Origin of the sequence: Allobosea sp. Leaf344 (assembly GCF_001426225.1) — a bacterium.
Taxonomy (GTDB): domain Bacteria; phylum Pseudomonadota; class Alphaproteobacteria; order Rhizobiales; family Beijerinckiaceae; genus Allobosea.
Genome location: NZ_LMRT01000001.1, coordinates 633,381 through 658,982, shown reverse-complemented (window position 1 = coordinate 658,982; position 25,602 = coordinate 633,381). Strand labels below are relative to the sequence as shown.

The 25,602-nt window shown below is 70.4% G+C and carries 17 protein-coding genes; 6 read left to right on the top strand and 11 right to left on the bottom strand.

The annotated features are described in order from the left end of the window. The gene (locus ASG72_RS03020; protein ID WP_162246184.1) at nt 1–1,350 is read left to right on the top strand and encodes an MATE family efflux transporter; all 1,350 of its coding nucleotides are present in this window, start codon (nt 1–3) and stop codon (nt 1,348–1,350) included. After that, a complete protein-coding gene (locus ASG72_RS03015; protein ID WP_056708765.1) occupies nt 1,347–8,384 on the top strand; it encodes a non-ribosomal peptide synthetase in 7,038 nt (2,345 codons plus the stop codon). The genes ASG72_RS03020 and ASG72_RS03015 overlap by 4 nt, the downstream gene beginning before the upstream one ends. A 10-nt stretch (nt 8,385–8,394) precedes the next feature. On the opposite strand, the gene ASG72_RS03010 is transcribed toward ASG72_RS03015, so the two are convergent. The 6 genes from ASG72_RS03010 to ASG72_RS20945 form a co-directional block, all read right to left on the bottom strand. Then, complete coding sequence (locus ASG72_RS03010; RefSeq protein WP_056708760.1) at nt 8,395–9,636, bottom strand: efflux RND transporter periplasmic adaptor subunit; 1,242 nt, start codon at nt 9,634–9,636, stop codon at nt 8,395–8,397. After that, the gene (locus ASG72_RS03005) at nt 9,633–10,370 is read right to left on the bottom strand and encodes an ABC transporter ATP-binding protein (RefSeq protein ID WP_056708757.1); all 738 of its coding nucleotides are present in this window, start codon (nt 10,368–10,370) and stop codon (nt 9,633–9,635) included. Before ASG72_RS03005 ends, ASG72_RS03010 begins: the two co-directional genes overlap by 4 nt. After that, complete coding sequence (locus tag ASG72_RS03000) at nt 10,367–11,491, bottom strand: ABC transporter permease (RefSeq protein ID WP_056708754.1); 1,125 nt, start codon at nt 11,489–11,491, stop codon at nt 10,367–10,369. The genes ASG72_RS03005 and ASG72_RS03000 overlap by 4 nt, the downstream gene beginning before the upstream one ends. 201 nt (nt 11,492–11,692) lie before the next feature. Next, entirely contained in the window at nt 11,693–13,105 is a 1,413-nt protein-coding gene (locus tag ASG72_RS02995; RefSeq protein WP_056709905.1) for an efflux transporter outer membrane subunit, read from the bottom strand. 90 nt (nt 13,106–13,195) lie between these two features. Next, nucleotides 13,196–13,924, bottom strand: a complete 729-nt coding sequence (locus ASG72_RS20950; protein WP_162246183.1) for a 4'-phosphopantetheinyl transferase superfamily protein — start codon at nt 13,922–13,924, stop codon at nt 13,196–13,198. Continuing rightward, the gene (locus ASG72_RS20945) at nt 13,921–14,856 is read right to left on the bottom strand and encodes a hypothetical protein (protein WP_056708750.1); all 936 of its coding nucleotides are present in this window, start codon (nt 14,854–14,856) and stop codon (nt 13,921–13,923) included. The genes ASG72_RS20950 and ASG72_RS20945 overlap by 4 nt, the downstream gene beginning before the upstream one ends. Nucleotides 14,857–15,382: 526 nt before the next feature. Here ASG72_RS20945 and ASG72_RS20535 point away from each other — a divergent pair. The 4 genes from ASG72_RS20535 to fdhF all read left to right on the top strand — a co-directional run bounded on the left by ASG72_RS20535 (nt 15,383) and on the right by fdhF (nt 20,431). Further along, a complete protein-coding gene (locus ASG72_RS20535; protein WP_156395765.1) occupies nt 15,383–15,559 on the top strand; it encodes a hypothetical protein in 177 nt (58 codons plus the stop codon). Continuing rightward, the gene (locus ASG72_RS02980; RefSeq protein WP_056708747.1) at nt 15,556–15,777 is read left to right on the top strand and encodes a hypothetical protein; all 222 of its coding nucleotides are present in this window, start codon (nt 15,556–15,558) and stop codon (nt 15,775–15,777) included. The genes ASG72_RS20535 and ASG72_RS02980 overlap by 4 nt, the downstream gene beginning before the upstream one ends. A 152-nt stretch (nt 15,778–15,929) precedes the next feature. Further along, nucleotides 15,930–17,669, top strand: a complete 1,740-nt coding sequence (locus ASG72_RS02975) for an NAD(P)H-dependent oxidoreductase subunit E (protein ID WP_056708744.1) — start codon at nt 15,930–15,932, stop codon at nt 17,667–17,669. Then, on the top strand, nt 17,666–20,431 hold the full coding sequence (gene fdhF / locus ASG72_RS02970; protein WP_056708741.1) for a formate dehydrogenase subunit alpha: 2,766 nt from the start codon (nt 17,666–17,668) through the stop codon (nt 20,429–20,431). The genes ASG72_RS02975 and fdhF overlap by 4 nt, the downstream gene beginning before the upstream one ends. Here the strand turns inward: fdhF and ASG72_RS02965 are convergent. From ASG72_RS02965 to ASG72_RS02945, 5 genes are all read right to left on the bottom strand, one after another. Next, nucleotides 20,428–21,309: an SMP-30/gluconolactonase/LRE family protein gene (locus tag ASG72_RS02965; RefSeq protein ID WP_056708738.1), complete on the bottom strand. Its 882-nt coding sequence runs from the start codon at nt 21,307–21,309 to the stop codon at nt 20,428–20,430. The genes fdhF and ASG72_RS02965 overlap by 4 nt on opposite strands. 275 nt (nt 21,310–21,584) lie before the next feature. Then, nucleotides 21,585–22,349: a glucose 1-dehydrogenase gene (locus ASG72_RS02960; protein ID WP_056708736.1), complete on the bottom strand. Its 765-nt coding sequence runs from the start codon at nt 22,347–22,349 to the stop codon at nt 21,585–21,587. A gap of 35 nt (nt 22,350–22,384) precedes the next feature. Continuing rightward, nucleotides 22,385–23,266: a carbohydrate ABC transporter permease gene (locus ASG72_RS02955; protein WP_056708733.1), complete on the bottom strand. Its 882-nt coding sequence runs from the start codon at nt 23,264–23,266 to the stop codon at nt 22,385–22,387. A gap of 1 nt (nt 23,267) precedes the next feature. Beyond that, nucleotides 23,268–24,158 carry a sugar ABC transporter permease gene (locus ASG72_RS02950; protein ID WP_056708730.1) on the bottom strand — a complete coding sequence of 297 codons (891 nt, stop codon included), beginning with the start codon at nt 24,156–24,158 and terminating at the stop codon, nt 23,268–23,270. Nucleotides 24,159–24,265: 107 nt separating this feature from the next. Continuing rightward, nucleotides 24,266–25,543, bottom strand: a complete 1,278-nt coding sequence (locus ASG72_RS02945; protein ID WP_082540029.1) for an ABC transporter substrate-binding protein — start codon at nt 25,541–25,543, stop codon at nt 24,266–24,268. Between the last annotated feature and the right edge of the window lie 59 nt (nt 25,544–25,602).

The window sequence follows — 25,602 nt, the reverse complement described above, 5'->3', positions numbered from 1 at the left end:
ATGACCCGCGCCCCGACCGATGCCGCGATCGCGCCTTCGCTGCTGCGCCTCGCCGCGCCGATGCTCGTCTCGCGGGCGGGGCTGGCCGCCATGGTGCTGGTCGACGCCGTCATGCTGGCCCGGTTCGGCGCGCGGGAGCTCGCCGTGGCGACGCTCGCCGAGGGCAGTTTTGGGCGGCTGAGCGAGGTCTTCGGCGCCTTCATCCTGTCGGCGCTGGTGCTGGTCGCTGCCGCGAGACCGCCGGCGGAGCGCGCGCGGCGGCTGGCGATCTGGCGGCGGGCCATGGCCTGCGCCGCCGCCATGGCCGGGCTCGGCCTCGCCGCCGCCTGGCTCGCTCCGGCGCTGCTGCTGGCGGGCGGCCAGGAGGCCGGCCTCGTGGCCGCGGCCGCGCCTGTCATGCTGGTCGCCGCGCTCGGTCTCCCGGCCGGGCTGGTCGCCCTGGCCTGCGCGGTGCATCTCGAGGGGATCGGCCGGCCGGGCCTGGTCGCCGTCTCGATGCTGCTCGCCAACCTCGTCAATCTCGCTCTGAACGCTCTGCTGATCGCCGGCGGTTGGGGCGTGCCGGCGCTGGGCGCGCTGGGTTCGGCGCTGGCCACCGCGCTCGTGCGGCTGGCGCTGGCGATCGCGCTGGTGCTGACCCTGCTGCGCATCGAGCGGCCGGACGGGGCCGGCGCGGAGCCGATCCCGCATCGGGACCGGGCCCGGCAGATCGGGCTGGGCCTCTCCGCCGCCGGTGCCGCGGGCACCCTGCATCTGCTCGGCCTTTGGCTGACGATCTTCGCCGGCTGGCTCGGCCCCGTGCCGCTCGCGGCCTATGCGTCCTGCTGGATCCTGAGCCTGCCGGCGCTGCTGCTGGCGGCCGGCATCGGCGACGCCGCCGCCATCCGAGTGGCGGCCGCGTCGGCCGAGGCCAGGCCGGCGCGGCTGCGGCGCGATCTCGTCACGCTGGCGCTGATGCTGTCCCCGGTGACGCTGCTCTGGCTGCTCGCGCCGGGAGAGGTGGCGCGGGCCTATGCCCCCGACCCGGGCCTCGCCGGCGCGATGGCGGCGCTGCTGCCCGTCATCGGCCTCGTCCTGATGCTCGACGGGCTCAGCCTCGCGGCTTCGGCCGGGCTGCGCGCTTTGCACGACATCGCCGTTCCCACCGCGATCCAGATCGCGAGCATGGCCGCGACGCCGCCGCTCGCCGCCATGCTGGCCTTCTCGCAGGGGCTCGGCGCCGGCGGCCTCGTCGGCGCCATCCTGCTCACCAGCGCCGCGCGGCTCGCTCTGCTGCTGATGCGCATCGCCGCGCGCCATGCCGGAACGCTCCGGCCCCGCGCCCTGCTCCCCTCCACGGATTTACCATGACGATCCAGCAGAAGCCGCCCGCGCCGACCCGCGAACTCTTTCCCCTCAGCCATGCGCAGCGCGCCGTCTGGCTCGATACCTGCCTGATCGACGATCCCGCCGCGTATCAGCTCGGCTGTCTCGTCGCCTTCGACAGCGAGATCGACCCCGATCTCGCGCGCCAGGCCGTGCGCCTGATGATGGGCAGGCAGGACGGGCTGCGCCTCAGGGTGTGCCGGGACAGGCCGCTGCAATGGCTCGAGCCGGCGGGCGCTCCGCCCTTCGCCCTGGTCGACCTCTCGCAAGCCGCGGAGCCGGATGCGGCACTGCGCGCTCATCTGCGCGCCGCGCAGGAGCGGGGCTTTCGCCTGGACGAGGAGCCGCTGTTCCGGGTCGAGCTCATAAGGCTCGGCCCGGCGCGCTGGCGGCTGCTGATGCTGGCGCATCACCTCGCGGCCGACGGCGTCTCGATCGGGCTGGCGCAGCTCTACTGGCTGCGGGCCTATCGCTCGCTCTGCGGCGAGGCGGAGCCCGGCGAGGAAGCGGGTGCGGATACTCCGGCGATCCCGCAGGCGCAGTATCGCCGCATCGTCGATGAAGACGAAGCCTATGCCGCCTCCGCACGCTATCAGGAGGATCTCGCCTATTGGCGCGCGCGGCTCTCGCCTCTGCCCGCCCTGGTCTTCGCGGGTCGCCCGAAGCCGATGGAGGTCGCTGCGCCGCCCCCCGGCGAGGAGCAGGACGACATCGCCTTCAGCCTCGACCGGAGCGAGTTCGAGGCCCTCGACACCGCCGCGCAGGCGGCCGGGACCACGCTGCATCGCGCGCTGCTGGCGACGATTGCGATCGCGCTTTCGCGCCGCTACCGGCTGCGCGAGTTTTCGCTGGGCATGGCGCTGCATGGCCGCGACCTCGCCAGCCGCGCCGTGATCGGGATGCTGGCGGGGATGGTCCCGCTCCGCTGCCGGATCGCGCCGGAGGACGATCTGAGCGGGGCGCTGCGGGCGCTCGCGGCGGGTTTCGACGCGGATCTCCGCCATCAGCGCCTTCCGATCGACGCGCTCGGCCGGCATCTCGCCGCCGACGGCGCCTTCGCCGACCGCGCCGATCGCAGCCTGTTCGACGTCGCCGTGACGATGATGCCGCCGCTGCGCGAGCTGCGCCCCAGCATCGGCGGCCGGCCGGTCTGGTCGCTGCCGCTGCGCCGCCGCGAAACCTCGGCGCTGGGGATCTATGTCGACGAAGCCGCCGATCGCACCGGGCTGGCGATCGCCCTGCGGTTCGATCCGGCCATCCTGGCGCGGGCCGAGGTCGAGCGCTTCGCCCTGTGCCTGCGCGAGGTCATCCGCGACGTCACGGCAGGCGAGGCGACAGCGCTCACGCGCATCGACGGCCTGGTGCCGGTGGAGCGGCGATTGCTGGCCAGCTGGAGCGAGGGGCGGCGCCTGGCCGTGCCGGAGGAGCCGCTCCAGGCCCTCTTCGCCAGGCGCGCCGCGCGCCAGCCGGACGCGCCCGCCATCGTCGCCGACGGGGTGCAGCTGAGCTATGCCCAGCTCGACGCCGCCTCCGATCGTCTCGCGCGACGGCTCCAGGCGCGGGGCGCCGCCTGCGGCGACGTCGTCGGCGTGATGCTGCCGCGCTCGCCGCAGAGCGTGGTCGCGCTGCTCGGCCTGCTCAAGGCGGGCTGCGTCTATCTCCCGCTCGACCCCGCCTATCCGCAGGACCGGCTGCAGGCGATGAGCGCGGATGCCGGCGCCGGCTTCGTCATCGTCGATGCCGAGACGGGCGCGCGCGCGCCTGCGGGGCCCGTCCGCCTGGCGGTGGAGGCCGATGACGAGACGTCGGGCGATCTCGTGGCGCCCGCGCTCACGCCGCGCAGCCTCGCTTATCTCATCTATACCTCCGGCTCGACCGGGCGGCCCAAGGGCGTCGCGGTCTCGCACGGGGCGCTGGTCAATTTCGCTCATGCCCGGCTCGATCACGATCCGATCGGGCCGGGGGACCGGGTGCTGGCGGCGGCGGCGATCGGCTTCGACGTCTCGCTCGGGCAGTTGCTGACGCCGCTCCTGGCCGGAGCGACCATCGTCATCGCCGGCGAACTCGGCGTCGCCTCGGGCGCGCAATTCTGGGACATCCTGCGGCGCCACGCGGTCACCCATGTCAATTCCGTCCCCTCCTTCCTTGAGGCGGTGCTGCCGGATGCGCCGGCGCGCACCACGCTGAAGCAGCTCATGCTGGGTGGGGAGCCGCTATCGGGCGCGCTCGCCGCGCGGCTGCAGCAAAGACTCGGCGTGCCGGTCTTCAACATCTACGGGCCGACGGAGGCCTGCATCGACGCCACCGCCTATCGCGCGCCCGCGGCCTCGGCGGATCCCGGGCGGGTCCTGCCGATCGGCCGGCCTTTGCCGAATTACAGCCTGCATGTGCTGGATGCGGAGCTGGAGCCGCTCGGCATCGGGGCCGAGGGCGAACTCTGCATCGGCGGCGCCGGCCTGGCGGAAGCCTATCTCGACAGGGAGGCGGAGACGGCGGCGCGCTTCGTCACGCATCCTGTCTTCGGCAGGCTCTATCGCACGGGCGATCGCGGCTGCTGGCGCGAGGACGGTCAGCTCCTCTGCCTCGGCCGCAGCGATGCGCAGGTGAAGATCCGCGGCTTCCGGGTGGAGCCGGGAGAGGTCGAGGCGGTGCTGCGCGCCCATCCCGGGATCATTCAGGCGGCGGTCATCGCCCGTCCGGACGCCAGGGGGGCGACCCGGTTGCTCGCCTATGCGGTGCCGGAGCAGGCGCAAACCGCGCCGGAGCCTGAGGCGCTGCGCGCGTCCCTGCAGCGGCGCCTGCCGGCGCATATGGTGCCGGCCGCCATCATCATCCTGCCCGCTCTGCCGCTGACGCCGCATGGCAAGCTCGACGAGCGCGCCCTGCCGGAGCCGGAGTTCGCCGCCGTGACGGGCGTGGCGCCCGGCACCGCGACCGAGCGGCTGCTGGCCGAGGCTTTCGCGGCGGTGCTCGGCGTCTCCGCGCCCGATACCGGCAGCCATTTCTTCGAGCTCGGCGGCCATTCGCTGCTGGCGACGCAGCTCGCCTCGCATCTGCGGCAGAGCATCGGGCTCGACCTGCCGATCCGCCTGCTCTTCGAGGCGCCGCGCCTCGGCGAACTCGCCGCCCGGATCGATGCGCTCCAGCCCGCCGCCGCCGATGCCGCGGGCGTGGCTTTCGGCGCCCTGCCGCGCCCGCCCGCGATCCCGCTCTCCTTCGAGCAGGAGCGGCTCTGGTTCCTGCACAAGCTCGATCCGGCCAGCCCCGCCTACAACATCCCCGTCGCGATCCGGCTCGAAGGCGAGCTGGACCTCGACGCGCTGCGCCGGGCTTTCGCGGGGCTGGTCGCACGGCACGAATCGCTGCGGACGCGCTTTTCCGACAGCGGCGGCCAGCCCTCGCAGCAGGTGCTGGCCGAGGGCGAGCCCGGCTTCCGCCGCGAGGATGTCTCGGCGCAGGGCCCGGCGGAGGCGCTGAGGCGCGCGCGGGAAGAGGCGCTGCGGCCATTCGACCTCGAATCCGATCCGCCGCTGCGCGTGCTGGTCCTGAAGCTGGGGCCCGCCGATCACATCGTGCTGGTGACGCTGCATCACATCGTCTCCGACGGGTGGTCGGTCGCCATCCTGCAGCGCGAGCTGGCGGCGCTCTATCACGAGGCGGTGTCGGGCGAGCGCGCGGCCCTCGCGCCGCTTCCGGCCCAGTATGCGGATTATGCGCTGTGGCAGCGGGCGCAGCTCGGGCCCGACGCCATCGCCTCCCATCTCGCCTTCTGGACGGCACGGCTTGCGGGAGCGCCGGAGCAGTTGAGCCTGCCATTCGACCATCGGCGCCCGGCGCAGCGCAGCGACGCCGGCGCATCCTGCGCGGTCGCGCTGCCGCCGGAGCTGGCCGAGCGCATCCTCGCCTTCGCCAGAACGCGGCAGGCCACGCCCTTCATCGTGATGGCGGCCGCCTGGGCGGCCCTGCTGGCGCGCTGGTCGGGGCAGGACGAGATCGTGCTCGGAGCGCCGATCGCCAACCGAGCCGAGCCCGCGACGCAGGCGCTGATCGGCTTCTTCGTCAATACCGTCGCGCTCCGGGCCGATCTCACCGGCCGCCCGGGCTTCGGCACGCTGGTCGAGCGGCTGCGCGACCATGCGCTCGACGTCTTCGCCCATGCCGCGCTGCCGCTGGAGCAGATCGTCGAGGCGGTGAAGCCGGTGCGCCGCCCGGGCCTGCACCCGCTCTTCCAGAGCGTCATCGCCTATCAATCCGCGCCACCGGCGAAGCTCGCCTTCGCCGGGCTCACGGCCAGCGCGCTGCCGCTGCCGGAGACCACCGCGAAATTCGACCTGACGCTCGTCGTCAACGAATGCGAGGGCGCCTTCGAGGCGTCGATCACCTATGCGCTCGACCTGTTCCTGCCGAAGACCATGGCGCGGCTGGCGGAGCAGTTGCCCCGGCTTCTCGAGGCCGCGCTGGCGGCGCCGGAGCGCCCCTTCACGCAGCTCGCCCTGCTCGACGAGGCGGCGCAGGCGCGGCTGGCGGCCGCCAGCCGCGAGCCCGCGCATGGCCAGCCGCTCGACACCATCCCCGCGCTCTTCGCATGCCGGGTTGCCGAGCAGCCGGAGCGGGAGGCGGTCCGCTATCGCGCGGTGAGCCTGAGCTTCGCCGAGCTCGATCGGCGCGCCAACCGCCTCGCCCATGCGCTGATCACCTGGGGCGTCGGGCCGGGCCGGCCGGTGGCGGTGCTGCTCGGCCGCTCGGAGGCGCTCGTCATCGCCGCGCTCGGCATCATGAAGGCGGGCGGCGTCTACATGCCTGTCGATCCGTCGCACCCCGCCCAGCGCATCGCAGCCATCCTGGCGCAGGCCCGGCCCTCGGTCATCCTGGCGGACCGGGAGACCTGCACCCTGGCCCCGCGGCAATGGCCGGCTTTGCTCTGCGACGCCGGCGACTGGCACGGGCCGCGGCAGGATGAACCGACCGATGCCGAGAGGCTGGAGCCGCTCACCCCGCAATCGCCCGCCTATATCATCCACACCTCCGGCTCGACGGGTGCGCCGAAGGGCGTCGTCGTCAGCCATGCGGCCCTCGCCAATCTGGCGGCGGCCAGGCAGGGGCATGATCCGATCGGCCCGGGCGACCGGGTGCTGGCGACGCTCTCGGTCAGCTTCGACGTCTCCATCGGCCAGCTCGTCACGCCGCTGCTGAGCGGCGCAACCGTGGTCGTCGCCGACGATGCGGGGGCGCTCGCCGGCCCGGAATTCTGGTCGCTGATGGCGCGCGAAAGCATTACCTCCCTCAATTCCGGCCCGGCCTTCCTGGACGCCATGCTGGACACCCCGCCGCCGGCGCTGGCGCTGCGCCGCCTCATCCTGGGCGGCGAGCCGTTCCCGGTGGCGCTGGCCCGCAGGCTCCGGGCGGCGCTGCCGGGAACCGAAATCGTCAACGCCTATGGGCCGACGGAGAGCTGCATCGACGCGGCGATCCATCGCTATGACGGCACCGAGACCGGCGCGACTTTGCCGATCGGCCGCGCCCTCCCCGATTACCGGGTGATCCTGCTGGACGAGGCGCTGCAGCCGGTGCCGCCCGGTATCGTCGGCGAAATCTGCATCGGCGGCCCGAGCGTGGCGATCGGCTATCTCGCCCTGCCGCAGGAGACGGCGGAGCGCTTCGTGCCGGATCCGTTCGGGGCCGCAGGCGAGCGGCTCTATCGCAGCGGCGATCTCGGCCGCCTCGACGATGCCGGCGAGATCAGCTTCCTCGGCCGCGCCGACCGGCAGGTGAAGATCCGCGGCTTCCGTATCGAGCTGGAAGAGGTTGCCGCCGCTCTCAGCAGCCATCCGGAGATCCGCTCGGCCGTGGCCGTCCTCCGCGACCATCAGGGCGAGCCCGCCATCCTCGCTTATGCCGTGCCCGAAAACGGCGACACGGCACGGCCGGTCGCCGATTGGCGCGGCCATCTCGAGGCGCGCCTGCCGCATTACATGGTGCCGAGCGCGCTGGTGCTGCTGGCGGCGCTGCCGATGACCGTGAACGGCAAGCTCGACCTCGCCGCCCTGCCGGCGCCGGAGGCCGGGGACAGGGCGGAGAAGACGGCGCCGCGCGACGCGCTCGACCAGGCCCTCGTCGCGATCGTCGGCTCGCTGCTGCAATGCGAGGTCGGCATCGACGATAATTTCTTCGGGCTCGGCGGGCATTCGCTGCAGGCGCTGCGCCTGGCCGCAGCCTGTCAGGCTCAATTGCAGGTCGCGCTGCCGATCGCGGCGATCTATCGCCACCAGACGATCCGCGCTCTGGCCGACGCGATCGCCTCGGGCAAGGCGCTGCAGGCGCGCGGCCCGCTGGTGCGGCTCGGCGACGGGCCGGGGCGGCCGGTCTTCTGCTTCCACCCCGTCGGCGGCGCCTCCTTCGGCTATATCGGCCTGGCCGAGGCCCTGGCCGGCCGCCGCCCGGTCTATGGCGTGCAGGCCTCGGGGCTGGAGGCGGGCGAACCCCTGGCCGAGACCATCGACTCGATGATGGAGGCGTATCTGGGCGCCATCCGCAGCGTCCAGCCCGTCGGTCCCTACGCGCTGCTCGGCCATTCCTTCGGCGGCCTCGCCGCCTTCGAGATCACCCGCCGGCTCGAGGCGGTGGGCGAGGTGGTGGACCGGCTCGTCCTGCTCGACACCTCCGCCGCCGGCGAGGCCTGGACGATGGAGATGGCGCAATACACCGCCCATCGCATCGTCCGGCTGGAGAAGGAACGCAGCGGCTCGACCGCGCCGATCGATCCGGACCAGGAGCGGCGCGTCGCGGCGATCGTCGCCAATAATATGCGCCTGTCGGAAACCTATGTGCCCGAGATCATCGCCACGCCGATGATCTATCTGCTGGCGCGGCGCGGCGACCTGCCGCCCGATGGGCGCCGCGATTATTGGCAGGCGATGAGCGAGCGGCCGCTCGCCTATCCGCCGCTGGATTGCGACCATTACGCCGTGCTGAACCGCGACAATGTCGCGAAGCTCGCCGTGCTGTTCGACCAGCCCTGACCCGCGCCGGTCAGTCGTAGAGCCGGCTCTGCCGGATCGGCACGGGACGCGGGTCGAGCGCGGAGCCGGCCAAAACCGCCTCGGCCGGCTTGCAGCCCGTGACGGCGCAGGGCGGGGGCGCAGCCGCAAGGGCGCGCGGGAGCGGCGCCGGACCGTTGCCGAGCGGGCCGCGCAGCCCCGCCACCGGCACGGCCGCGCTGGTGAGGTCGATGACGACGTCGACGCGCAGATTGATCGGCAGGCTGGCACCCGGCGGCAGCGCCACGATCACGTCGAGCACGCGGGCATCGCGCTTCTCGGTCGGCGAATCCGAGGACACGATCTTGGCGCCGAGGCGGGGGCTGATCCGCTCGACCCGCCCGGCGAGCCTGCGGCCGTTGAGGGCCGGCGCCGAGATCTCGGCGCCCTGGCCGATGCTCAGCTCGGCGATGTCGTTCTCGTCGATCTGGGTGCGCACGACCAGCCGCGACAGATCGGCGATCTGCACCACCGGCACGATGTTCTGGGTCGAGATCGCCTCGCCCGGCTCGCGGTAGCGGCGCAGCACCACGCCGTCGGTGCTGGCCCGGACGAAGGATTTGGCCAGAGCGGCCCGCGCCTCGGCCAGCTGGTTCTCCGCCAGCCGCACCTCGGCCCGTGCCGCGCCGATCTCGTCCGGGCGGGCGCCCTGGCGCAGGATCTGCAGGCTGTTCTCGGCGGCGCTGCGCCGCTCCCGCGCCGCGGTCAGGCTGTTGCCGGCGGCGTTGAGCGCCTCGGAGGAGACCGCGCCCTCGCGCACCAGCCGCTGGCGCCGCTCGAACTGCGCCTGCATCAGCCTGAGATTGCCCTCCTCTTCGCGCAACTGCGCCTCGGCCTTGCGGATCTCCTCGGTGCGGGGACCCTCCTCGATCAGCCGCGCCTGCGCGGTCCTGATCGCGAGCGTCGCCTCCGCCTGCGCGAGGCGCGCCTTCAGATCGTCATTGGCGATCTCCGCGACGATCTCGCCCCGGCGGACGCGGTCGCCCTCGCGGACCCTGACGGAGGACAGGATGCCGAGCGCCGGCGCGGCGAGGTCGATGGTGCCGGAGCTCGGCTCGACCACGCCCAGCCCGGCCACCACCTGCCGCCGCGGGCCGGCACCGCCCGTTCCACCCGCCGTCGTCGCATGGCCCTGGCCGCCGCCGATCCCGCCGCGATCCAGGCTGGTATAGGCGCCGGCGATCAGGATCAGCACCAGGGCGACGCTGGCGGAGGCCTTCGGCTGCGCTGTCATCCGATCGACTCCGATACGCGACGCGGGGAGAAGGGGGCGGGCGGCGCCGGGGTGGCGACGACGAGCCCGTCCTCGATGGTGATGCAGCGGTCGACCTGGTCCTGCAGGCGCTGGTCATGCGATACCACCACCACGACGCGGCCCTTGCGATGGGCGAGCCGCCGGAGCGCGGCGATGACGATGGCGCCGTTGACGCCGTCCAGCGCCGCGGTCGGCTCGTCGGCGAGAATGACGTCGGGCTCGTTCATCAGGGCGCGCGCGACGGCGACACGCTGGCGCTGCCCGCCGGAAAGCTGGCCCGGCTTGAAATCGGCCCGGTCGCCGAGGCCGACCTCCTCGAGCATCGCCCGCGCCGCCCGCTCCGAATCCTGCCGCGGCACACCCCGGATATCGAGCGGGATGGCCACGTTCTCCCAGGCCGAGAGCGTCGGGAACAGGTTGAAGAACTGGAAGACGAAGCCGATCCGCCGCAGCCTCAGGCTGCGCAGCGCCGCCGCCGAACAGCCGCCGGTGGTCTCGCCGCAGATGCTCACCATCCCCTTATCCGGCGTCTTGAGCGCGCCCATCAGCTGCAGCAGCGTGGTCTTGCCGCTGCCGGACGGGCCGCGGATCATCAGCACCTCCCCCGGCATGGCCTGGAGGCTGACGCCGCGCAGGGCATGGGTGCCGGTATCGGCGCGGCCATAGCGGAGCTCGGCCGCCTCGACCCGGATGCTGCGATCGGCTTCGCTCATCGGAACACGCTCGTGGGGTCGATCGTCGACAGCTTGCGGATGGCGATCAGCGCCGAGAGGCAGCACATCAGCAGCGCCGCTACGGCCAGCAGGCCGAGCGCGCTTGGCGTGAACAGGATGGCGGCTGGCGCGCCGCGGGCGGCGAAGGCGATGCTGAGCGCGACCAGGGCGGCGATGCCATAGCCGGCCGCGCCGCAGATCAGCGCCTGCTTGATGACGATGGCACTGAGATAGCCATGTCCGGCGCCGATCGCGGCCAGCGTCGCATATTCGCCGATCCGCTCCAGCGTCGCCGCATAGAGCGTCTGGGCGACGATGACGATGCCGACCAGCGCGCCGAGCGAGGCCCCCATGATCAGGGCGGAGCCGGCGCCGGTGGTGAAGATCCAGTAATCGCGGGTCTTGGCGGCGAAGGCCTCCGCCGTCATCACGTCGGTGTTGGGCGCCGCCGCCTGCAGCCTGGCGACCAGGGGCGCCAGCGCGATCCCCGGCTGGGCGCGCACCAGCACATAGCTCGCATCGCCGTCCAGCACCTCGGTATAGCGCAGCGCGTTGGCGTAGCTGGTGAAGACATAGGGCGCCTGGGTGAAGGTGCGCGCGCCCTGCGTGAAGCCGGCGACGATCGCCCGCCGCCCCGAGATCTCGACGCTGTCGCCGATCGCCCTGACGCCGAGCTTGGCGGCATAGAGCCGGTCGATCATCACCATATGCGGCGCGGAGAGCGCCGCCACCGAGCCCTCGACCACGTTCCAGGGCCCGGCCAGCCCGGAGACGGGATCGAAGCCGACGACGATGACGAGCTGGGAGCCGCCCCGCGGCAGGCGCCAGCTGACGAAGCGCACGATGTGGCGGGCGGCCTCCGCCACGCCGGCGGTCTTCAGCGCCTGGAAATAGGTTCTCTGCGGCAGGATCGCCGATTGGTCGACATTGGTGGTGCCGCGCGGCACCAGCCAGATATTCGCCCGGGACTGGCGCACCAGCCCCGTCGTCGTCTCGGCGAAGCCGAGCAGCATGCCGGCCTGGACGGCCATCAGCACCACCGAGAAGATGATCCCGATCAAGGTCGCCGCGAACCTGACCGGGTCGTGGATCAGGTTGCGCCAGGCGATCAGCGTCGTCACCGCGCCCTCGTCCCGCAGCCGCCGGCCGGTGACGCCGGCGCCGGCTCAGCCTGACGATCGGGCCGTGTGGGGAGGGGAATGGACACGTTCAGGCTCCGGGCGGCGCATCGATCCTGTCTAAGCCTCGCATGGTAAACAACATGCTAACCAAGCGGCATTTCAGGGATGAAAGCGCGATGTGCAAGCATCCACGCGTCTTCGTCAGCCCGCGGCGGGCCGGCTGCTGCCGGGGCCGGGCAGGCCGCGCCCCAGAGCGACGCTGAGCGCGATGTAGTGCAGAGCGAGATTGCGCCGCGACTGCGCTTGCGCGGTCTGTGCATCGGAAAGCTGGCGCTCGGCATCGAGCATCTCGAACGCCGCCGACAGCCCCTCGCGATAGGCCGCGCGCGCCAGATCGGCGCTGCGCTGCGCCGCCCGGAGCCGCGCCTGTGTACGGCTCAGCGTCGCCGCCTCGCGACGATAGCTCACCAGCGCCGTCTCGACCTCCTCGACGGCCGCCAGCACGCTGGCTCGCCACGCCGCCTCCTTCTCCTGCGCCCGCGCGACGGCGATCTTCACATTGGCGTTCAGGCGGCCGCCATCGAAGATCGGCAGCTTCAGCTGCGGCCCGAAGGACCATGTCGTGAGATGGCCGCTCGCGGCGGACGTCTTGACATAGGAGGGGGCGATGGAGCCCGACAGCGTCACCGAGGGAAACAGCTGCGACCAGGCGAAGCCGATCTCGGCGAGACTGCCGAGATAATCGAGTTCCGCGCGCCTGATGTCCGGCCGGTTGCGCAGCAGATCCGCGGGAACGCCCGTTTCGGCCGGCCAAGCCGGCTCCGGCTGCGCCGCCGGCCTGTCGAGCAGCGGCACCAGCGCGGTGGCGGGCTGCCCGATCAGCGTCGCCATACGATGCGCCGCGCGGCGGAAATTCGCTTCCTGCAGCGGCTGTTCCGCCGCGATCGCCCGCATCGCCTCTTCGCTGCGCGAGACATCGAGGCCGGACGCCATGCCCTCGCGCTGCAGCCCCTGCGTCAGGGCCAGCGCCCGCCGTCGCGCGGCCAGGCTGCGCGCGGTGATCGCCGCCAGTTCCTGCTGATGGCGCGCTTCCACATATTGGCTCGCCAGCGCCGAGGTCAGCGCCAGCCTCGCCACCTCCGTCGCCGCCTTGGCGGCATCGCGCGCGGCCTCGGCGGATTGGATCTGCGAGCGGACCTCGCCGAAGAGATCGAGGAGCCAGCTCGCCGAAAGCTGATAGCCGGTGCTCTGCACCACGCCCTGCTTCTGCTTCATCCGGCCGATCTCGCGCGTCGCGCCGCTCGCGGCACCGAGCGTCAGCGCGGGAAAGCCGCTCGCCCCGGCCGAAGCGATGCCCGCTTCGGCCGCAGCCAGCCTGGCCTGGGCCTGGCGGATGTCGAGATTGCCGCCGAGCCCGCTCTCGAGGATCTGATCGAGCGTCGGGTCCCGGAAGGCGCGCCACCAGGGCGCATCGGCCGGCGCGGCGGCGGTTTTGAGGCTGCCGGTCGTCTCGGAATAGGCCGCCGGCAGGGCGGGAAGTTCCTGCCGCGGCAGCTGCGGCCCCATCGTGCAGCCGGTCAGGGCCATGAGCACCAGGAGGCCGATCTTGCGCATGCGGGAGAGCTCCAGGCGCAGGCCAGGCCGGCGAAGGCCGCCCAGGCTGCGCATGGGCAAGATCAATGCAGCCAAGATGACAATGAAGCGTTAACCATGAACATCAGAAAACGACGTTGCGGCATAATCGGGTATCGTCTTTGTCGGTGAAGCCGAGCGCCACGCCAATGCGGCGGAATAGCCTGGCGTGACCGGCAGAGCCGAGAGGCGCCAGCGGCCGCCGATATCGTCCTCTCCGCCGCCGACGAAGGCGGCGGCGGGCTCGCCGCCTTCCAAGCGGATCTCGAACCGCCTGGGGTCGCGGGCCAGACCCGTCCCGAGAGCCTTGACCAGCGCCTCCTTGAACACCCATTGCCGGAAGAACGGCTCGGTTCCGGCGCCCGCCGCCCGGCTCGCCAGTCCGGCCATCTCCGCCTCGGTGAAGACCAGCCTGCCGATGGCGGCGGTGTCGAGGCCCGGCCGGTGGCGCTCGACGTCGATCCCGAGCTCGCAGTCGCGGCCGATGGCGACGGCGACGAGATCGCCGGAATGGGCGATGTTGAATTCCAGCCCCTGCGCATCTGCGAGCCGGGGCTTGCCATGCTCGTCGCGGGTCAAGGCGAGCGCGCGCGGCTGTCGTCCCGTGGCCTGCGCGAGCAGCAGCCGCGCCAGGCCGCGCCCCAGAACGAACCTGTCGCGGTCGGTGATCTGGCGCAGGCGGCCGGCCTGGGCGCGTTCCTCCTCGCCGAGCAGCGCGGCATAGGCGGGCAAGGCGGCGCGCGCCCGGCTGAGCGAGCGCATCACGACGAGCGGCGGTCCGCTCGGGGCGATCGGTGTCACCGGCCGGTCTCCGCAGCCGGCGCCCAGCTCCGCAGCCGCATGGCCTCGAACCTGTCGATCTGCTCGACGGCGGAGCGGCCTTGCATCTCCGCCATCAGCAGGCTCGACTGGTCGGCGCCGACGAAACGGGCGCAGACATGTTTGTGGCTGGCATAGACGGCGCCGAGATTGCGCGTGATCCGGGAATGAAGCGCCGGCTCCTGCTCGCGCAACCGGTCGATCATCGGGCGCAGCCGCTTCATCTGCGCGACCAGCTCGCGATGATCGCGGGAGAGCAGCCCGCTGAAGCCGCGCGGCAAGAACGGGCTTTCCATGCCGACGCGCACGGTCTGCCGATAATAGCTCTCCGGAAAATCCCCGGTCAGCTCCAGCGAGACCGCGCTGGCCGCCAGCAGTTCGGCCATGAGTTCGGCCGCGCCGGCACGGCTGGCCGCGTCGCCGTCGCGATCGGCGCTGTCCGTCTCGGCCAATGCGTAGATCATCCCCTGGCTGAGGACGGCGAAGATCTGATGGCCCCTGATCCAGCGCAGCCCGGCATTGTCCGGCGACGTCTCCCGCTCCTGCCGTCTCCAGACCGAGGGTGCCAGCTTCGCAGGCCCGATCGCGGCGGCCAGGATCGCCAGGAGACCATCGGCGAGGATCGCCAGCCGCTCGTCCGGCAGCGAGGTCATGCTCTGCGCGATGTCGCGGCGCAGCAGCCGGTGCGCGTCGAACAGCCCCAGCAGAAAGCGCTCGGCCGGGGCGGCGTCGCATCGGCGGATGCGGAAGAACGCGTCATGCGTTTCGCAATCCGCCGGTTGCGTCGCCGCGATCCGCGCGAGCCCTGCGCTGCGCCGGCTGCGCGGGACGGGAGGAAGCCGCGATGCCAGCGCCGCCCTCGCGCGGCCATGCCGCGAGCCCGGGCGCTCCAGCGCGCTGCGGCACAGGAGCAATACGTCCTCGGGAAGGGACGCGATCAGCTGCGATCGCGTCGGGACGGCGTGTGGCGGGGGCAGGGTGAGGAGCGGCACACCCCGCCGGGCGGCATGAATGGCGCGAGGCCGTGCCGCCTCGGTCTGTATCGCCGGCCACGAGACTGGCTGGCCTTCAGTAGAGTGCGCGTGATCCCGTGAAGGCAGCAGTTCTGCGCGCGTCGTCTGGGGCTGTGCGTCGAGATGAAGAGTCATGGTCGGTCTCGCGAATGGACATGACGTCTTTAGGCTCGCCTGCTTAAATCCTCCTGAAATTGACGTTGCGTCGTTATGACGTGCCAAAGACTTGGTTCATGTGAGCCGCGCACTTCGAGCGATCGGATCAACGCTTCGGTAAGCATTCCGCTCGCGGCCTGCACAGCCCTTCGCCGACTTCGAACAAGCCAAGCGGCCCGCATCGATCTTTCGTGCCCGGCCAAGAGCCGGAACCGCTCCCATCGCGGGACGTTCAGCCGGGAGTGGTGTTGCGTGTCGTCGGAGTTGCGTCATGTCGGGTGTGTTGCAGGTGTGCCGTCTCGGCCCGAACTGGGCCGTCAAGGACCCCAGCGGAGCCTTCTGGGATGTCTCCGCCAGCCGCGAGAGCGCCGAGGCGGCGGCCGCGCGCCGGGCCCGTGGCCAGGGGCTGCGCGTCGTGGTGCGCGACGTGCAGGGTGTGCAGCGATGAGGGCCGGGCTCGCGGATGCCGCGCCCCGGACCGGCTGGCACGAACGCTATCGCGAGCGCTGCCGGGACGAGAACGGGGTCGTCCACGACGTGATCGTCTCCAAGGATGCGATCGGCCTGACGCGCTACCGGCTGGCCGATGGCAGGAGCCTGCGCTTCGTCGATGATTGCAAGTTCGAGCTGATCGAAACCGGCATGATGCTGTCCCGCTGCGAATGACCCTCGGGTCGTGCGCTGCCGGCATGCAGGCCGGGCTGCATTTGGGGGTCGAGCCCGCCGGCGCATTGGGCTAGCCTGCCGTATGAGCAAGCCGCCGGAGAGCGGCGCCGACGGGTAAGCGCGCCCGTGCAGGGTGGGAGAGACGTGCCGCGATGAGCGAGCCTGATACGCTGGGCCGGACGGCCCGGCCTGTCCAGCATCCGGGGCTGGGCAGGGGACGGGCCAGACCGACGCCGAAGGGCCGCCAGATCGACCCGGCGGCGCAGAGCGAGATCGCGACGCTGCTCGCCGGGCGCCCGCTGCGCCGCGACCTGCTGATCGAGCATCTGCATCTGATCCAGGACCGCTATCACCAGATCTCCGCGGCCCATCTCGCCGCGCTGGCCGAGGCGATGCGGCTCTCCTTCGCCGAGGTCTTCGAGACCGCGACCTTCTACGCGCATTTCGACGTGGTGAAGGAGGGCCAGGCGCCGGTGCCGCCTCTCACCATCCGGGTCTGCGACAGCCTGAGCTGTGCCATGCAGGGCGGCGAGGATTTGCTCGCGACGCTGCAGCGGGATCATGCCGGCACCGGCTGCCGCGTTGTCCGCGCGCCCTGCGTCGGCCTGTGCGACCAGGCGCCCGTCGCCGAGATCGGCCATCGTTTCGTCACCCGGGCGACGCCGCTCGCCGTCGCTGCCGCGCGCGAGGCGGGCCTCACAGAGCCCGTCCTGCCGCCCTATCTCGGCTATGAGGCCTATCGGTCGGCCGGCGGCTACGCGTTGCTGGAGGCGCTGCGCAGCGGCGCGCGGCCGGTGGAGACGGTGCTGGAGGCGCTGGAACAGGCCGGGCTGCGCGGGCTCGGCGGGGCGGGCTTTCCGGCGGGTCGCAAATGGCGGGCCGTGCGGGCGGAGCCGGGACCGCGCCTGATGGCGGTCAATGCCGATGAGGGCGAGCCCGGGACGTTCAAGGACCGCCATTACCTCGACAGCGACCCGCACCGCTTCCTCGAAGGGATGCTGATCGGCGCGCATCTGGTCGGGGCGGAGGCGGTCTATATCTATCTGCGCGACGAATACCCCGCCGCCCGCGTGATCCTGCAGCGCGAGATCGCCCGGCTGCCGGCCGGGGGCCCGGCCATCCATCTGCGCCGCGGCGCCGGCGCCTATATCTGCGGCGAGGAATCGGCGCTGCTGGAGAGCCTCGAGGGCAAGCGCGGCCTGCCGCGCCACAAGCCGCCCTTTCCCTTCCAGAACGGGCTGTTCGGCCGCCCGACCCTGATCAACAATGTCGAGACGCTGTATTGGGTGCGCGACATCGTCGAACGGGGCCCGGGCTGGTGGACCGGCCATGGCCGCAACGGCCGCATTGGGCTGCGCAGCTTCTCGGTCTCGGGCCGGGTCCGCGAGCCCGGCGTGAAACTCGCCCCGTCCGGCATCACGTTGCGCGAACTACTGGCGGAGCATTGCGGCGGCATGCAGCAAGGCCATCGCCTGCGTGCCTATTGCCCCGGCGGCGCCTCGGGCGGGCTGCTGCCCGCCGCCCTGGACGATATCCCGCTGGATTTCGGCTCACTGGAGAAACATGGCTGCTTCATCGGCTCCGCGGCTGTAATCATCCTCTCCGACCAGGATGATCTGCGCGCGGCCGTGCTCAATCTGATGCGCTTCTTCGCCGATGAGAGCTGCGGGCAATGCACGCCCTGCCGCGTCGGCACGCAGAAGGCGGTGATGCTGATGCAGGAGCGGGACTGGGACCAGGATCTGCTGGGCGAGCTCTCGCAGGTGATGCGCGACGCCTCGATCTGCGGGCTCGGCCAGGCCGCCTCCAACCCGCTGACCTGCCTGCTGCGCTATTTTCCCGAGGAATTCGCGACGCCAAAGGAAGTCGCGACGCCGGATATGCTTCCATGAGCGGCGGCATCCTCTTCGAGCTCGATGGCGCCCAGGTCGAGGCCGCGGCGGGCGAGACCATCTGGCAGGTGGCCAAGCGCTGCGGCACCGACATCCCGCATCTCTGCCACTCGCCGGCGCCGGATTACCGGCCTGACGGCAATTGCCGCGCCTGCATGGTCGAGATCGAGGGCGAGCGCGTGCTCGCCGCCTCCTGCCTGCGCAAGCCCGCCATCGGCATGAAGGTCCACAGCGCCAGCCAGCGCGCCAGGACGGCGCGGGCGCTGGTGATGGAGTTGCTGGTCGCCGACCAGCCGCAGCGCGAGACCTCGCATGATCCGAGCTCCGCCTTCTGGGGCTGGGCCGACAGGACGGGCGTCACGGCGAGCCGTTTCCCGCGCGCCGAGCGCTGTCCAGCCGATCTCAGCCACGCCGCCATGAGCGTCAATCTCGATGCCTGCATCCAGTGCGGGCTCTGCGTCCGCGCCTGCCGCGAGGTTCAGGTCAATGACGTGATCGGCATGGCCTATCGCAATGCCGGGGCCAAGATCGTCTTCGATTTCGACGATCCGATGGGGGACTCCACCTGCGTCGCCTGCGGCGAATGCGTCCAGGCCTGTCCGACCGGGGCGCTGATGCCGCGTGCCCTGCTCGACGAAGCCCAGACCCGCATCGTCTGGCCCGAGCGCCGGGTGGACTCGCTCTGCCCCTATTGCGGTGTCGGCTGCCAGATCAGCTATGGCGTGGCGCAGGAGCGCATCGTCCTGGCCGAAGGGCGCGACGGCCCGGCCAATCACAACCGGCTCTGCGTCAAGGGGCGCTTCGGCTTCGACTACATCCACCATCCCCACCGGCTGACCAAGCCGCTGATCCGCCTGCCCGGCCGTCCCAAACATACCGAGGACCAGGTCGATCCGGCCAATCCCTGGACGCATTTCCGCGAGGCCGAATGGGACGAGGCGCTCGATCTCGCGGCCAGCGGCCTCGCCCGCATCCGCGATCTCAGGGGTCGCAAGGCGCTGGCCGGCTTCGGCTCGGCCAAGGGCTCGAACGAGGAAGCCTATCTGTTCCAGAAGCTGGTGCGCACCGGCTTCGGCTCCAACAATGTCGACCATTGCACCAGGCTCTGCCATGCCTCCTCCGTCGCCGCGCTGATGGAGGGCGTCAATTCCGGCGCCGTGACCGCGCCCTTCGCGGCCGCGCTGGATGCCGAGCTGATCATCGTCATCGGCGCCAATCCGGCGGTGAACCACCCCGTCGCCGCCACCTTCATCAAGAACGCAGCGAAAAACGGCGCCAGGCTGGTGGTGATGGACCCGCGCGGCCAGTCGCTGACGCGCCATGCTTGGCGCCATCTCGCCTTCAAGCCGGGCAGCGACGTCGCCATGCTCAACGCCATGCTGCATACGATCATCGCCGAGGGGCTGGTCGACGAGCAGTATGTAGCCGGCTACACAGAAGGCTTCGAGCGGCTGAAACAGAGCGTCGCTGCCTTCCCGCCGGAAGATATGGCCGAAATCTGCGGCATCCCGGCCGAGACCTTGCGCGAGGTGGCGCGGGCCTATGCCCGTTCGCCGGCGGCGATCATCTTCTGGGGCATGGGCATCAGCCAGCATGTCCATGGCACCGACAATGCCCGCTGCCTGATAGCCCTCGCCATGGTCACCGGCCAGATCGGCCGGAAGGGCACCGGGCTCCACCCGCTGCGCGGGCAGAACAATGTCCAGGGCGCCTCCGATGCGGGGCTGATCCCGATGGTCTATCCCGATTACCAATCGGTCGAGAAGGCCGAGGTCCGGGCGATTTTCGAGACGCTCTGGGGCCAGTCCCTCGATCCCGACAAGGGTCTCACCGTGGTGGAGATCCTGGACGCGATCCATCAGGGCAGCATCGCCGGCATGTATATCGAGGGCGAAAACCCCGCAATGTCGGATCCCGACCTCAACCACGCCCGCCAGGCGCTGGCGAAGCTGGAGCATCTCGTGGTCCAGGACCTGTTCCTGACCGAGACGGCCTTCCATGCCGATGTCGTGCTGCCGGCCTCCGCCTTCGCCGAGAAGAGCGGCAGCTTCACCAATACCGACCGGCGGGTGCAGATGGCGCGGCAGGTGGTGCGGCCGCCGGGCGAGGCGAGGCAGGATTGGTGGATCATCCAGGAGATCGCCCGCCGCATGGGCTGCGACTGGCATTATGACGGCCCCGCCGCCGTCTTCGCCGAAATGGCGTCGGTTATGCCCTCGCTGCGTCACATCAGCTGGGAGCGGCTGGAGCGGGAGGGCGCCGTGACCTATCCCGTGGACGGACCCGACCAGCCCGGCAACGAGATCATTTTCGCGCAGGGCTTCCCGACCGAGAGCGGCAGGGCGAAGATCGTGCCGGCCGCCTTCGCGCCGCCGGATGAGCTGCCCGACGCCGAATTCCCGATGGTGCTCTCGACCGGCCGCGTGCTGGAGCATTGGCATACCGGCTCGATGACCCGGCGCGCCGGCATTCTGGACGAGATCGAGCCCGAGGCGGTGGCGCTGATGTCGCCGCGCGATCTCGGGCGGCTTGGCCTGTCGCCGGGAGGCCGCGTCCAGCTGGAGACCCGGCGCGGGAGCGTCGCGCTGACGGCGCGGGCCGATCGCGACGTGCCGGAGAACATGGTGTTCCTGCCCTTCTGCTATGCGGAGGCGGCGGCCAATCTGCTGACCAATCCGGCGCTGGATCCCACGGGGAAGATCCCGGAATTCAAGTTCTGCGCGGTCAGGGCCCGGCCGCTCGCGCCGGTGCGCGGCGGCTAGATCTCCAGCCGGACGCGAGGCTCCGGGCGGCCCTTGGCGCCCGCGGCCAGCAGGAAGGTGGCGCCGCCCAGCCGGTCGGCGGTCGGGCCGACCTCATCCCGGCCCGGCGCGGCGCTGGTCACCAGCATCCGGTCGAAGCGGCGGCCGACGAAGAGCGGGCAGCTCGGCTGCCGCGCCGGCACCGGCAGGCTGCGCCTGAGCTCGCCTTCGACGGTGAAGGCATCGATGCGCGCGCCGCCGCGGCGCGCCAGCCAGAGCAGGCCCTCGCCATCGACCGCCGCGCCGTCGAGCCCGGCGCCGCCATCGACCAGCGGCACGCGCACCGGCATGTCGCAGGGCAGCCCGCTCGCCGGATCGAGCGGGACGCGGTAGAGCGCGTTCAGCGCGCTGTCCGAGAAGAAGCCGAGGCTGCCATCGGCCGAGAAACCGATCGAATCCGGGATGGTCAGCCCGCTGAACAGCAGCGCGACATTCCCTTTCGCCAAAGCATAGATCGAGGCGAGGCCCGCCTCTTCCGTCCTGCTCATCATGCTGAACCAGAAGGCGCCGCTGGGATGGGCGCGCGCATCGTTCGAGCGCATGGCCGGCCTGTCGTCGTCGATGGCGCAGAATCGGGTCAGCGTCCCCGAACTGCGCCAGCGGATATAGAGCCCGTTCTCGGTCGCCAGGATCTGGCGGTCGCGGTCGACGGCGGCCAGAGCGGAGGCCATCAGCGGCAGGCTCTGATGCGTCACCAGGCTGTCGTACAGCGTCGCCTCGAACAGCTTCCGCTCCGGGATGTCGAACCAGGAGGCGGTATCGGTGTCGGGGTCATAGGCCGGCCCCTCGCCCAGGAGGCAGCGTGTGTCGCCGAGGATGGAATGGCCAGCTCTCAGCATGGCAGGGCCGCCACGGGACGCTGCCGGCCCAGCCGAAGCGCAAACTCGGCCGGCGCCAGCGGCGCGACGAAGCCTGCGAAAGACCGGTGCGGCGCGCGATGCACGCCGGCCGCGTCGCCGAGGCTCCGCCCGAAACAATGCAGCGTCATGCGGTCGGCCGGCATCAACATCACCAATATGACGTAAGGTCAACTGGTTGTAGAAGCGAGGCCCGGCTCTGTAAATGGCCGGGCCTGCGTTTTTCACCGCATTGAAATCTGGCCGGATCAGCCCTGTCAGGGCATGAGCTGCCCGCCATTCACCTCGATCACCTGGCCGGTGACGTAGCCGCTGAGCGTGCCCGAGGCGAGATAGAGGAAGGTGCCGACGCAATCATCCGAGGTGCCGAGCCGGCCCATCGGCACCTGCCGGCGCATCGTCTCGATCTGCTCGGCATTGGAGTAGCGCTCGTGGAAGGGCGTATCGATCACGCCCGGCGCCACCGCATTGACCCGGATCTTCGAGGCGACGAGCTCCCGCGCCATGCCCTTGGTGAAGGCGCTGACGAAGCCCTTGGCCGCGCCATAGAGGATCGCGCCGCCGCCGCCGCCATTGCGCGCCGCGATCGAGGTGACGTTGATGATCGAGCTGCCGCCGTCTTTCGCCATCAGCGGCGCCACCGCGCGGGTCAGGGCGAAGACCGACCAGCAATTCAGCCGCATGACGTTCTCGTAATGGGCATCGTCCATCTCGGTGGTCACCACCCGGCCGAGCATGCCGCCGGCGTTGTTGATCAGGATGTCGATGCGCCCGAAGCGCTCCAGCGTCTGGGCGACCAGCGCCGCGACCTCGTCGGGGCGCGTCACGTCGGCCTGCACCGCGAGAGCCTCGCCACCCGCCTCGGTGATCGCCCCGGCGACCGCCGTCGCCGCGTCGCGGCTGGCGTTGTAATGCACCAGCACGCGCGCGCCTTCGCGGGCGAAACCCTTGGCGACGGCGGCGCCGATGCCGGTGCTCGCCCCGGTGACGAGCACGACCTTGTCCTTGATGTCGGGAAACATGTTGATCCTCTGGAATGGTGTGGCGGGAGCCCGGGTCAGGATGTCAGGGCGCCGGCCGTCATGCCCTGTACCATGAATTTCTGCAGGAAGACGAAGGCGATGACGAGCGGCAGGCTGGCCAGCACGGAGAAGGCCATCATCATGTTCCACTCGGTCACGAATTCCGCCATCAGGCTGTAGATCGCCATGGTCAGCACCCGGTTCTCCCAGGATTCGATCAGCACCACCGCGAACAGGAATTCGTTCCAGGCCAGCAGGAAGGTGTAGAGCCCCGCGCCGATGAAGGCGGGATAGGACATCGGGATCAGCGTCCGGAAGATCGCCCCGAGCCGCGAGCAGCCATCGACCATCGCCGCCTCCTCGATGTCGCGCGGGATGTTCAGGAAGTAGCTGCGCAGCATCAGTATGCAGAAGGGCAGGGTGAAGGTGAGGTAGACGATCACCAGCGAGGTGCGGGTGTCGTAGAGCCCGAGCGTGATGAAGATGCGGAAATAGGGGATGCAGAGCAGCACCAGCGGAAACATCTGCGTGGTGATCAGGAACATCAGCACGGCGCGCTGGCCGGCGAATTTGAAGCGCGCCAGCGCATAGGCCGCCATGGCGCCGAGCACCAGCGACAGCACGGTGACCAGCAGCGACACCAGCATGGTGTTGGCGAAGACCACGAGATAACGCGGGCTGGAGAAGATTTTCGCATAGGCCTGCAGCGTGAACACCGCGGGGATCCAGTCCGGCGGCATCTTCATCACCTCGATGTTCGGGCGGACCGACACCGTCGCCATCCAGGCGAGCGGGAAGAAGACGATCACGATCGCCAGCATCAGCAGGCCATAGGCCAGCAGGTTGAGCATCCTCTCGCGGTTGCGCTGGCCGAGATGATAGCGCGAGACGGTCGCGGGCAGGGTGGCTGTGCGCATGTCAGGTCCCGTTGCTCATGGTTCTGCGCACATAGATGGCGCTGACGATGAAGAGGATGACGAACATCACCACGGCTTCGGCCGAGGCGTAGCCGAAACGCAGCTTCTGGAATCCGTCGAAATAGATCGCCGTGGCGAGGACTTCCGAACTATGCGCCGGGCCGCCGCCGGTCATCACGAAGACCGGGTCGAAGGCGCGGAAGGTCCAGATCGAATCGAGCAGCACAACGGTGGTGATCACGCCGCGCAGCTGCGGCAGGGTGATGTGCCAGAATTGCTGCCACAGCGTCGCGCCGTCGATCTCGGCCGCCTCGTAGAGCTGTTTCGGGATCGCCTGCAGCCCGGCCAGCAGCATCACCATGAAGAAGGGGAAGGCGCGCCAGACATTCATCGCGGTGACCGAGCCCAGCGCCGTCTCCGGATTGCCGAGCCAGGACACGGAGGCGTTGACGTCGATCAGCCCGAGCGAGACCAGCAGCCCGTTGAACACGCCGAAGGGCGCCAGCATCAGCACCCAGATCATGCCCGCCACCGTCGGGGCCAGCAGCCAGGGCACGATCAGCAGGCCGCGCGCCCAGGCGCGGAAGGTCTCGTTGATCTGCATGTTGAGCAGGACCGCGAGCCCGAGCCCGATCAGCAGGTGCAGGATGACGCTCGCGGCGGTGAACAGCACGGTCTGCCACAGTGCCTTGTAGAACAGCGGGTCCTGCAGCAGCGCGCTGTAATTGCCGAGCCCGATCCAGGTCTCGCGCTGCAGATTGCTGTCGTGGAAGCTCAGCCTCACCACATCGGCGAGCGGGTAGAGCAGCAGAGCGACGAGGATGAGCAAGGACGGCCAAAGGAAGGAATAGGCGAGGAGATCGTCCGCATATTTCCGTTTGAAGGCGAGCATGGGTTGCCGTTCGATGCGCGACCGTCCCGGCGGCGAAGGCGCCAGGGCGGTCGCTGAGCGAAAGGTGAGGGGCGGGGCGGCCCCTCAGCGATGCCGTCGAGGTGAGGCTATTTCGCCGCGGCCAGGATCTTGTTCCATTCGGCGGCGGCGTCGTCGAGCGCCTGTTTCGCGGACTTCTTGCCCTGCACCGCGTTCTGGATCTCCGTCGTCATGATCTTGTTCATCTGGACGGCGTTGGGCATCACCAGATAGGGCGATTCCGCGTTGGGCTGCTGCATCTGGGTGACGAAGGCCTCGAACTGCTTGCGCTCCTTGAACCAGTCCTGCGCCGCGACATCCGTCCGCGCCGGGAAGGCGCCGGTGCCCTTGGCCCAGATCTCGATGCCCTTGGGGCCGGAGAGCCAGCGGATGAAGGCCCAGGCCGCGTCCTTGTCCTGGGCCTGGCTGCTCAGCGTGTTGAGCGAGCCGCGCACCATCGTTCCCGTCGTCTGGCCGGCCGGCAGCGGCGCGATCGCATAGTTCAGGTTCGGGTTGAGCTGCTTCTGGATGGCGATGCCCCAGGGCCCCTCGAACATCATCGCGACATTGCCCGAAGCGAAATTCGCCCGCTTCTCCTTCTCGCCATTGCTCAGCACGCCGGGGACGGAGATCTTGTCCTTGTTGATGCGCTCGACATACCACTCGACCGCCTTCACCCCCTCGGGGCTGTTGAACACGGCCTTGTTGCCGGCGTCGATCAGCTTGGCGCCCGCCTGCAGCAGCAGCGGATAGATCTCATAGGTCATGTTGGTCGGCGGCTCGCCCTGCAACGTGCCGGTGATGGCGAACTGCCGCTTGTCCGGATTGGTGAGCTTGCGCCCCATCTCCGCGAATTCGTCCCAGGTCTTGGGCGCGGCCGAGAGGCCCGCCGCCTTGAACAGGTCGGTATTCCAGAACAGCGCCACCGCGCCGCTCTCGACCGGCAGGTAATATTGCTTGCCGCGCCATTGCTGGTGGAAGGTCTTGGGGATGTTCTCCCAGAACTCCTTCGGCTCCTTGGCGATACGCTCGTCCAGCGCCTCGATCATGCCGAGATCGGCGAATTCCGCGACCCAGTCGACCTGCACCATCAGCACGTCGGGCAGCTTCTTGGCCTGGTGCTGGACGATGGCGCGGTCGTGAAAGCCGGTGAAGGGCGCATCGACCGGCACGAGCTTGATCCCGGGATTGTCCTTCTCGAAGGCGGCCTTCAGCTCGGCCATGAACTTCTCGCCGACCTCCGTGCCCTTCCACTGGCCCCAGCGCACCTCCTTCTGCTGTGCGAGCGCAGGCCCGGGCAGGCTGATCAGGGACGCCAGCGTCATTGCGGCGAGCGTCAGCAATGATGACCTACGGTGCAGATGCATGAGTGTCCTCCTCGGGTTGGGTTTTTGCGTTTCCTCGGTCTTTTCTTGACGGCGGCCCA

What these genes read in the sequence shown, in the direction of transcription:
- ASG72_RS03020 (WP_162246184.1), top strand. Translation starts at nt 1, where the DNA reads ATGACCCGCGCCCCGACCGATGCCGCGATCGCGCCTTCGCTGCTGCGC.
- ASG72_RS03015 (WP_056708765.1), top strand. Translation starts at nt 1,347, where the DNA reads ATGACGATCCAGCAGAAGCCGCCCGCGCCGACCCGCGAACTCTTTCCC.
- ASG72_RS03010 (WP_056708760.1), bottom strand. Translation starts at nt 9,636, where the DNA reads ATGACAGCGCAGCCGAAGGCCTCCGCCAGCGTCGCCCTGGTGCTGATC.
- ASG72_RS03005 (WP_056708757.1), bottom strand. Translation starts at nt 10,370, where the DNA reads ATGAGCGAAGCCGATCGCAGCATCCGGGTCGAGGCGGCCGAGCTCCGC.
- ASG72_RS02995 (WP_056709905.1), bottom strand. Translation starts at nt 13,105, where the DNA reads ATGCGCAAGATCGGCCTCCTGGTGCTCATGGCCCTGACCGGCTGCACG.
- ASG72_RS20535 (WP_156395765.1), top strand. Translation starts at nt 15,383, where the DNA reads ATGTCGGGTGTGTTGCAGGTGTGCCGTCTCGGCCCGAACTGGGCCGTC.
- ASG72_RS02980 (WP_056708747.1), top strand. Translation starts at nt 15,556, where the DNA reads ATGAGGGCCGGGCTCGCGGATGCCGCGCCCCGGACCGGCTGGCACGAA.
- ASG72_RS02975 (WP_056708744.1), top strand. Translation starts at nt 15,930, where the DNA reads ATGAGCGAGCCTGATACGCTGGGCCGGACGGCCCGGCCTGTCCAGCAT.
- fdhF (WP_056708741.1), top strand. Translation starts at nt 17,666, where the DNA reads ATGAGCGGCGGCATCCTCTTCGAGCTCGATGGCGCCCAGGTCGAGGCC.
- ASG72_RS02965 (WP_056708738.1), bottom strand. Translation starts at nt 21,309, where the DNA reads ATGCTGAGAGCTGGCCATTCCATCCTCGGCGACACACGCTGCCTCCTG.
- ASG72_RS02960 (WP_056708736.1), bottom strand. Translation starts at nt 22,349, where the DNA reads ATGTTTCCCGACATCAAGGACAAGGTCGTGCTCGTCACCGGGGCGAGC.
- ASG72_RS02955 (WP_056708733.1), bottom strand. Translation starts at nt 23,266, where the DNA reads ATGCGCACAGCCACCCTGCCCGCGACCGTCTCGCGCTATCATCTCGGC.
- ASG72_RS02950 (WP_056708730.1), bottom strand. Translation starts at nt 24,158, where the DNA reads ATGCTCGCCTTCAAACGGAAATATGCGGACGATCTCCTCGCCTATTCC.
- ASG72_RS02945 (WP_082540029.1), bottom strand. Translation starts at nt 25,543, where the DNA reads ATGCATCTGCACCGTAGGTCATCATTGCTGACGCTCGCCGCAATGACG.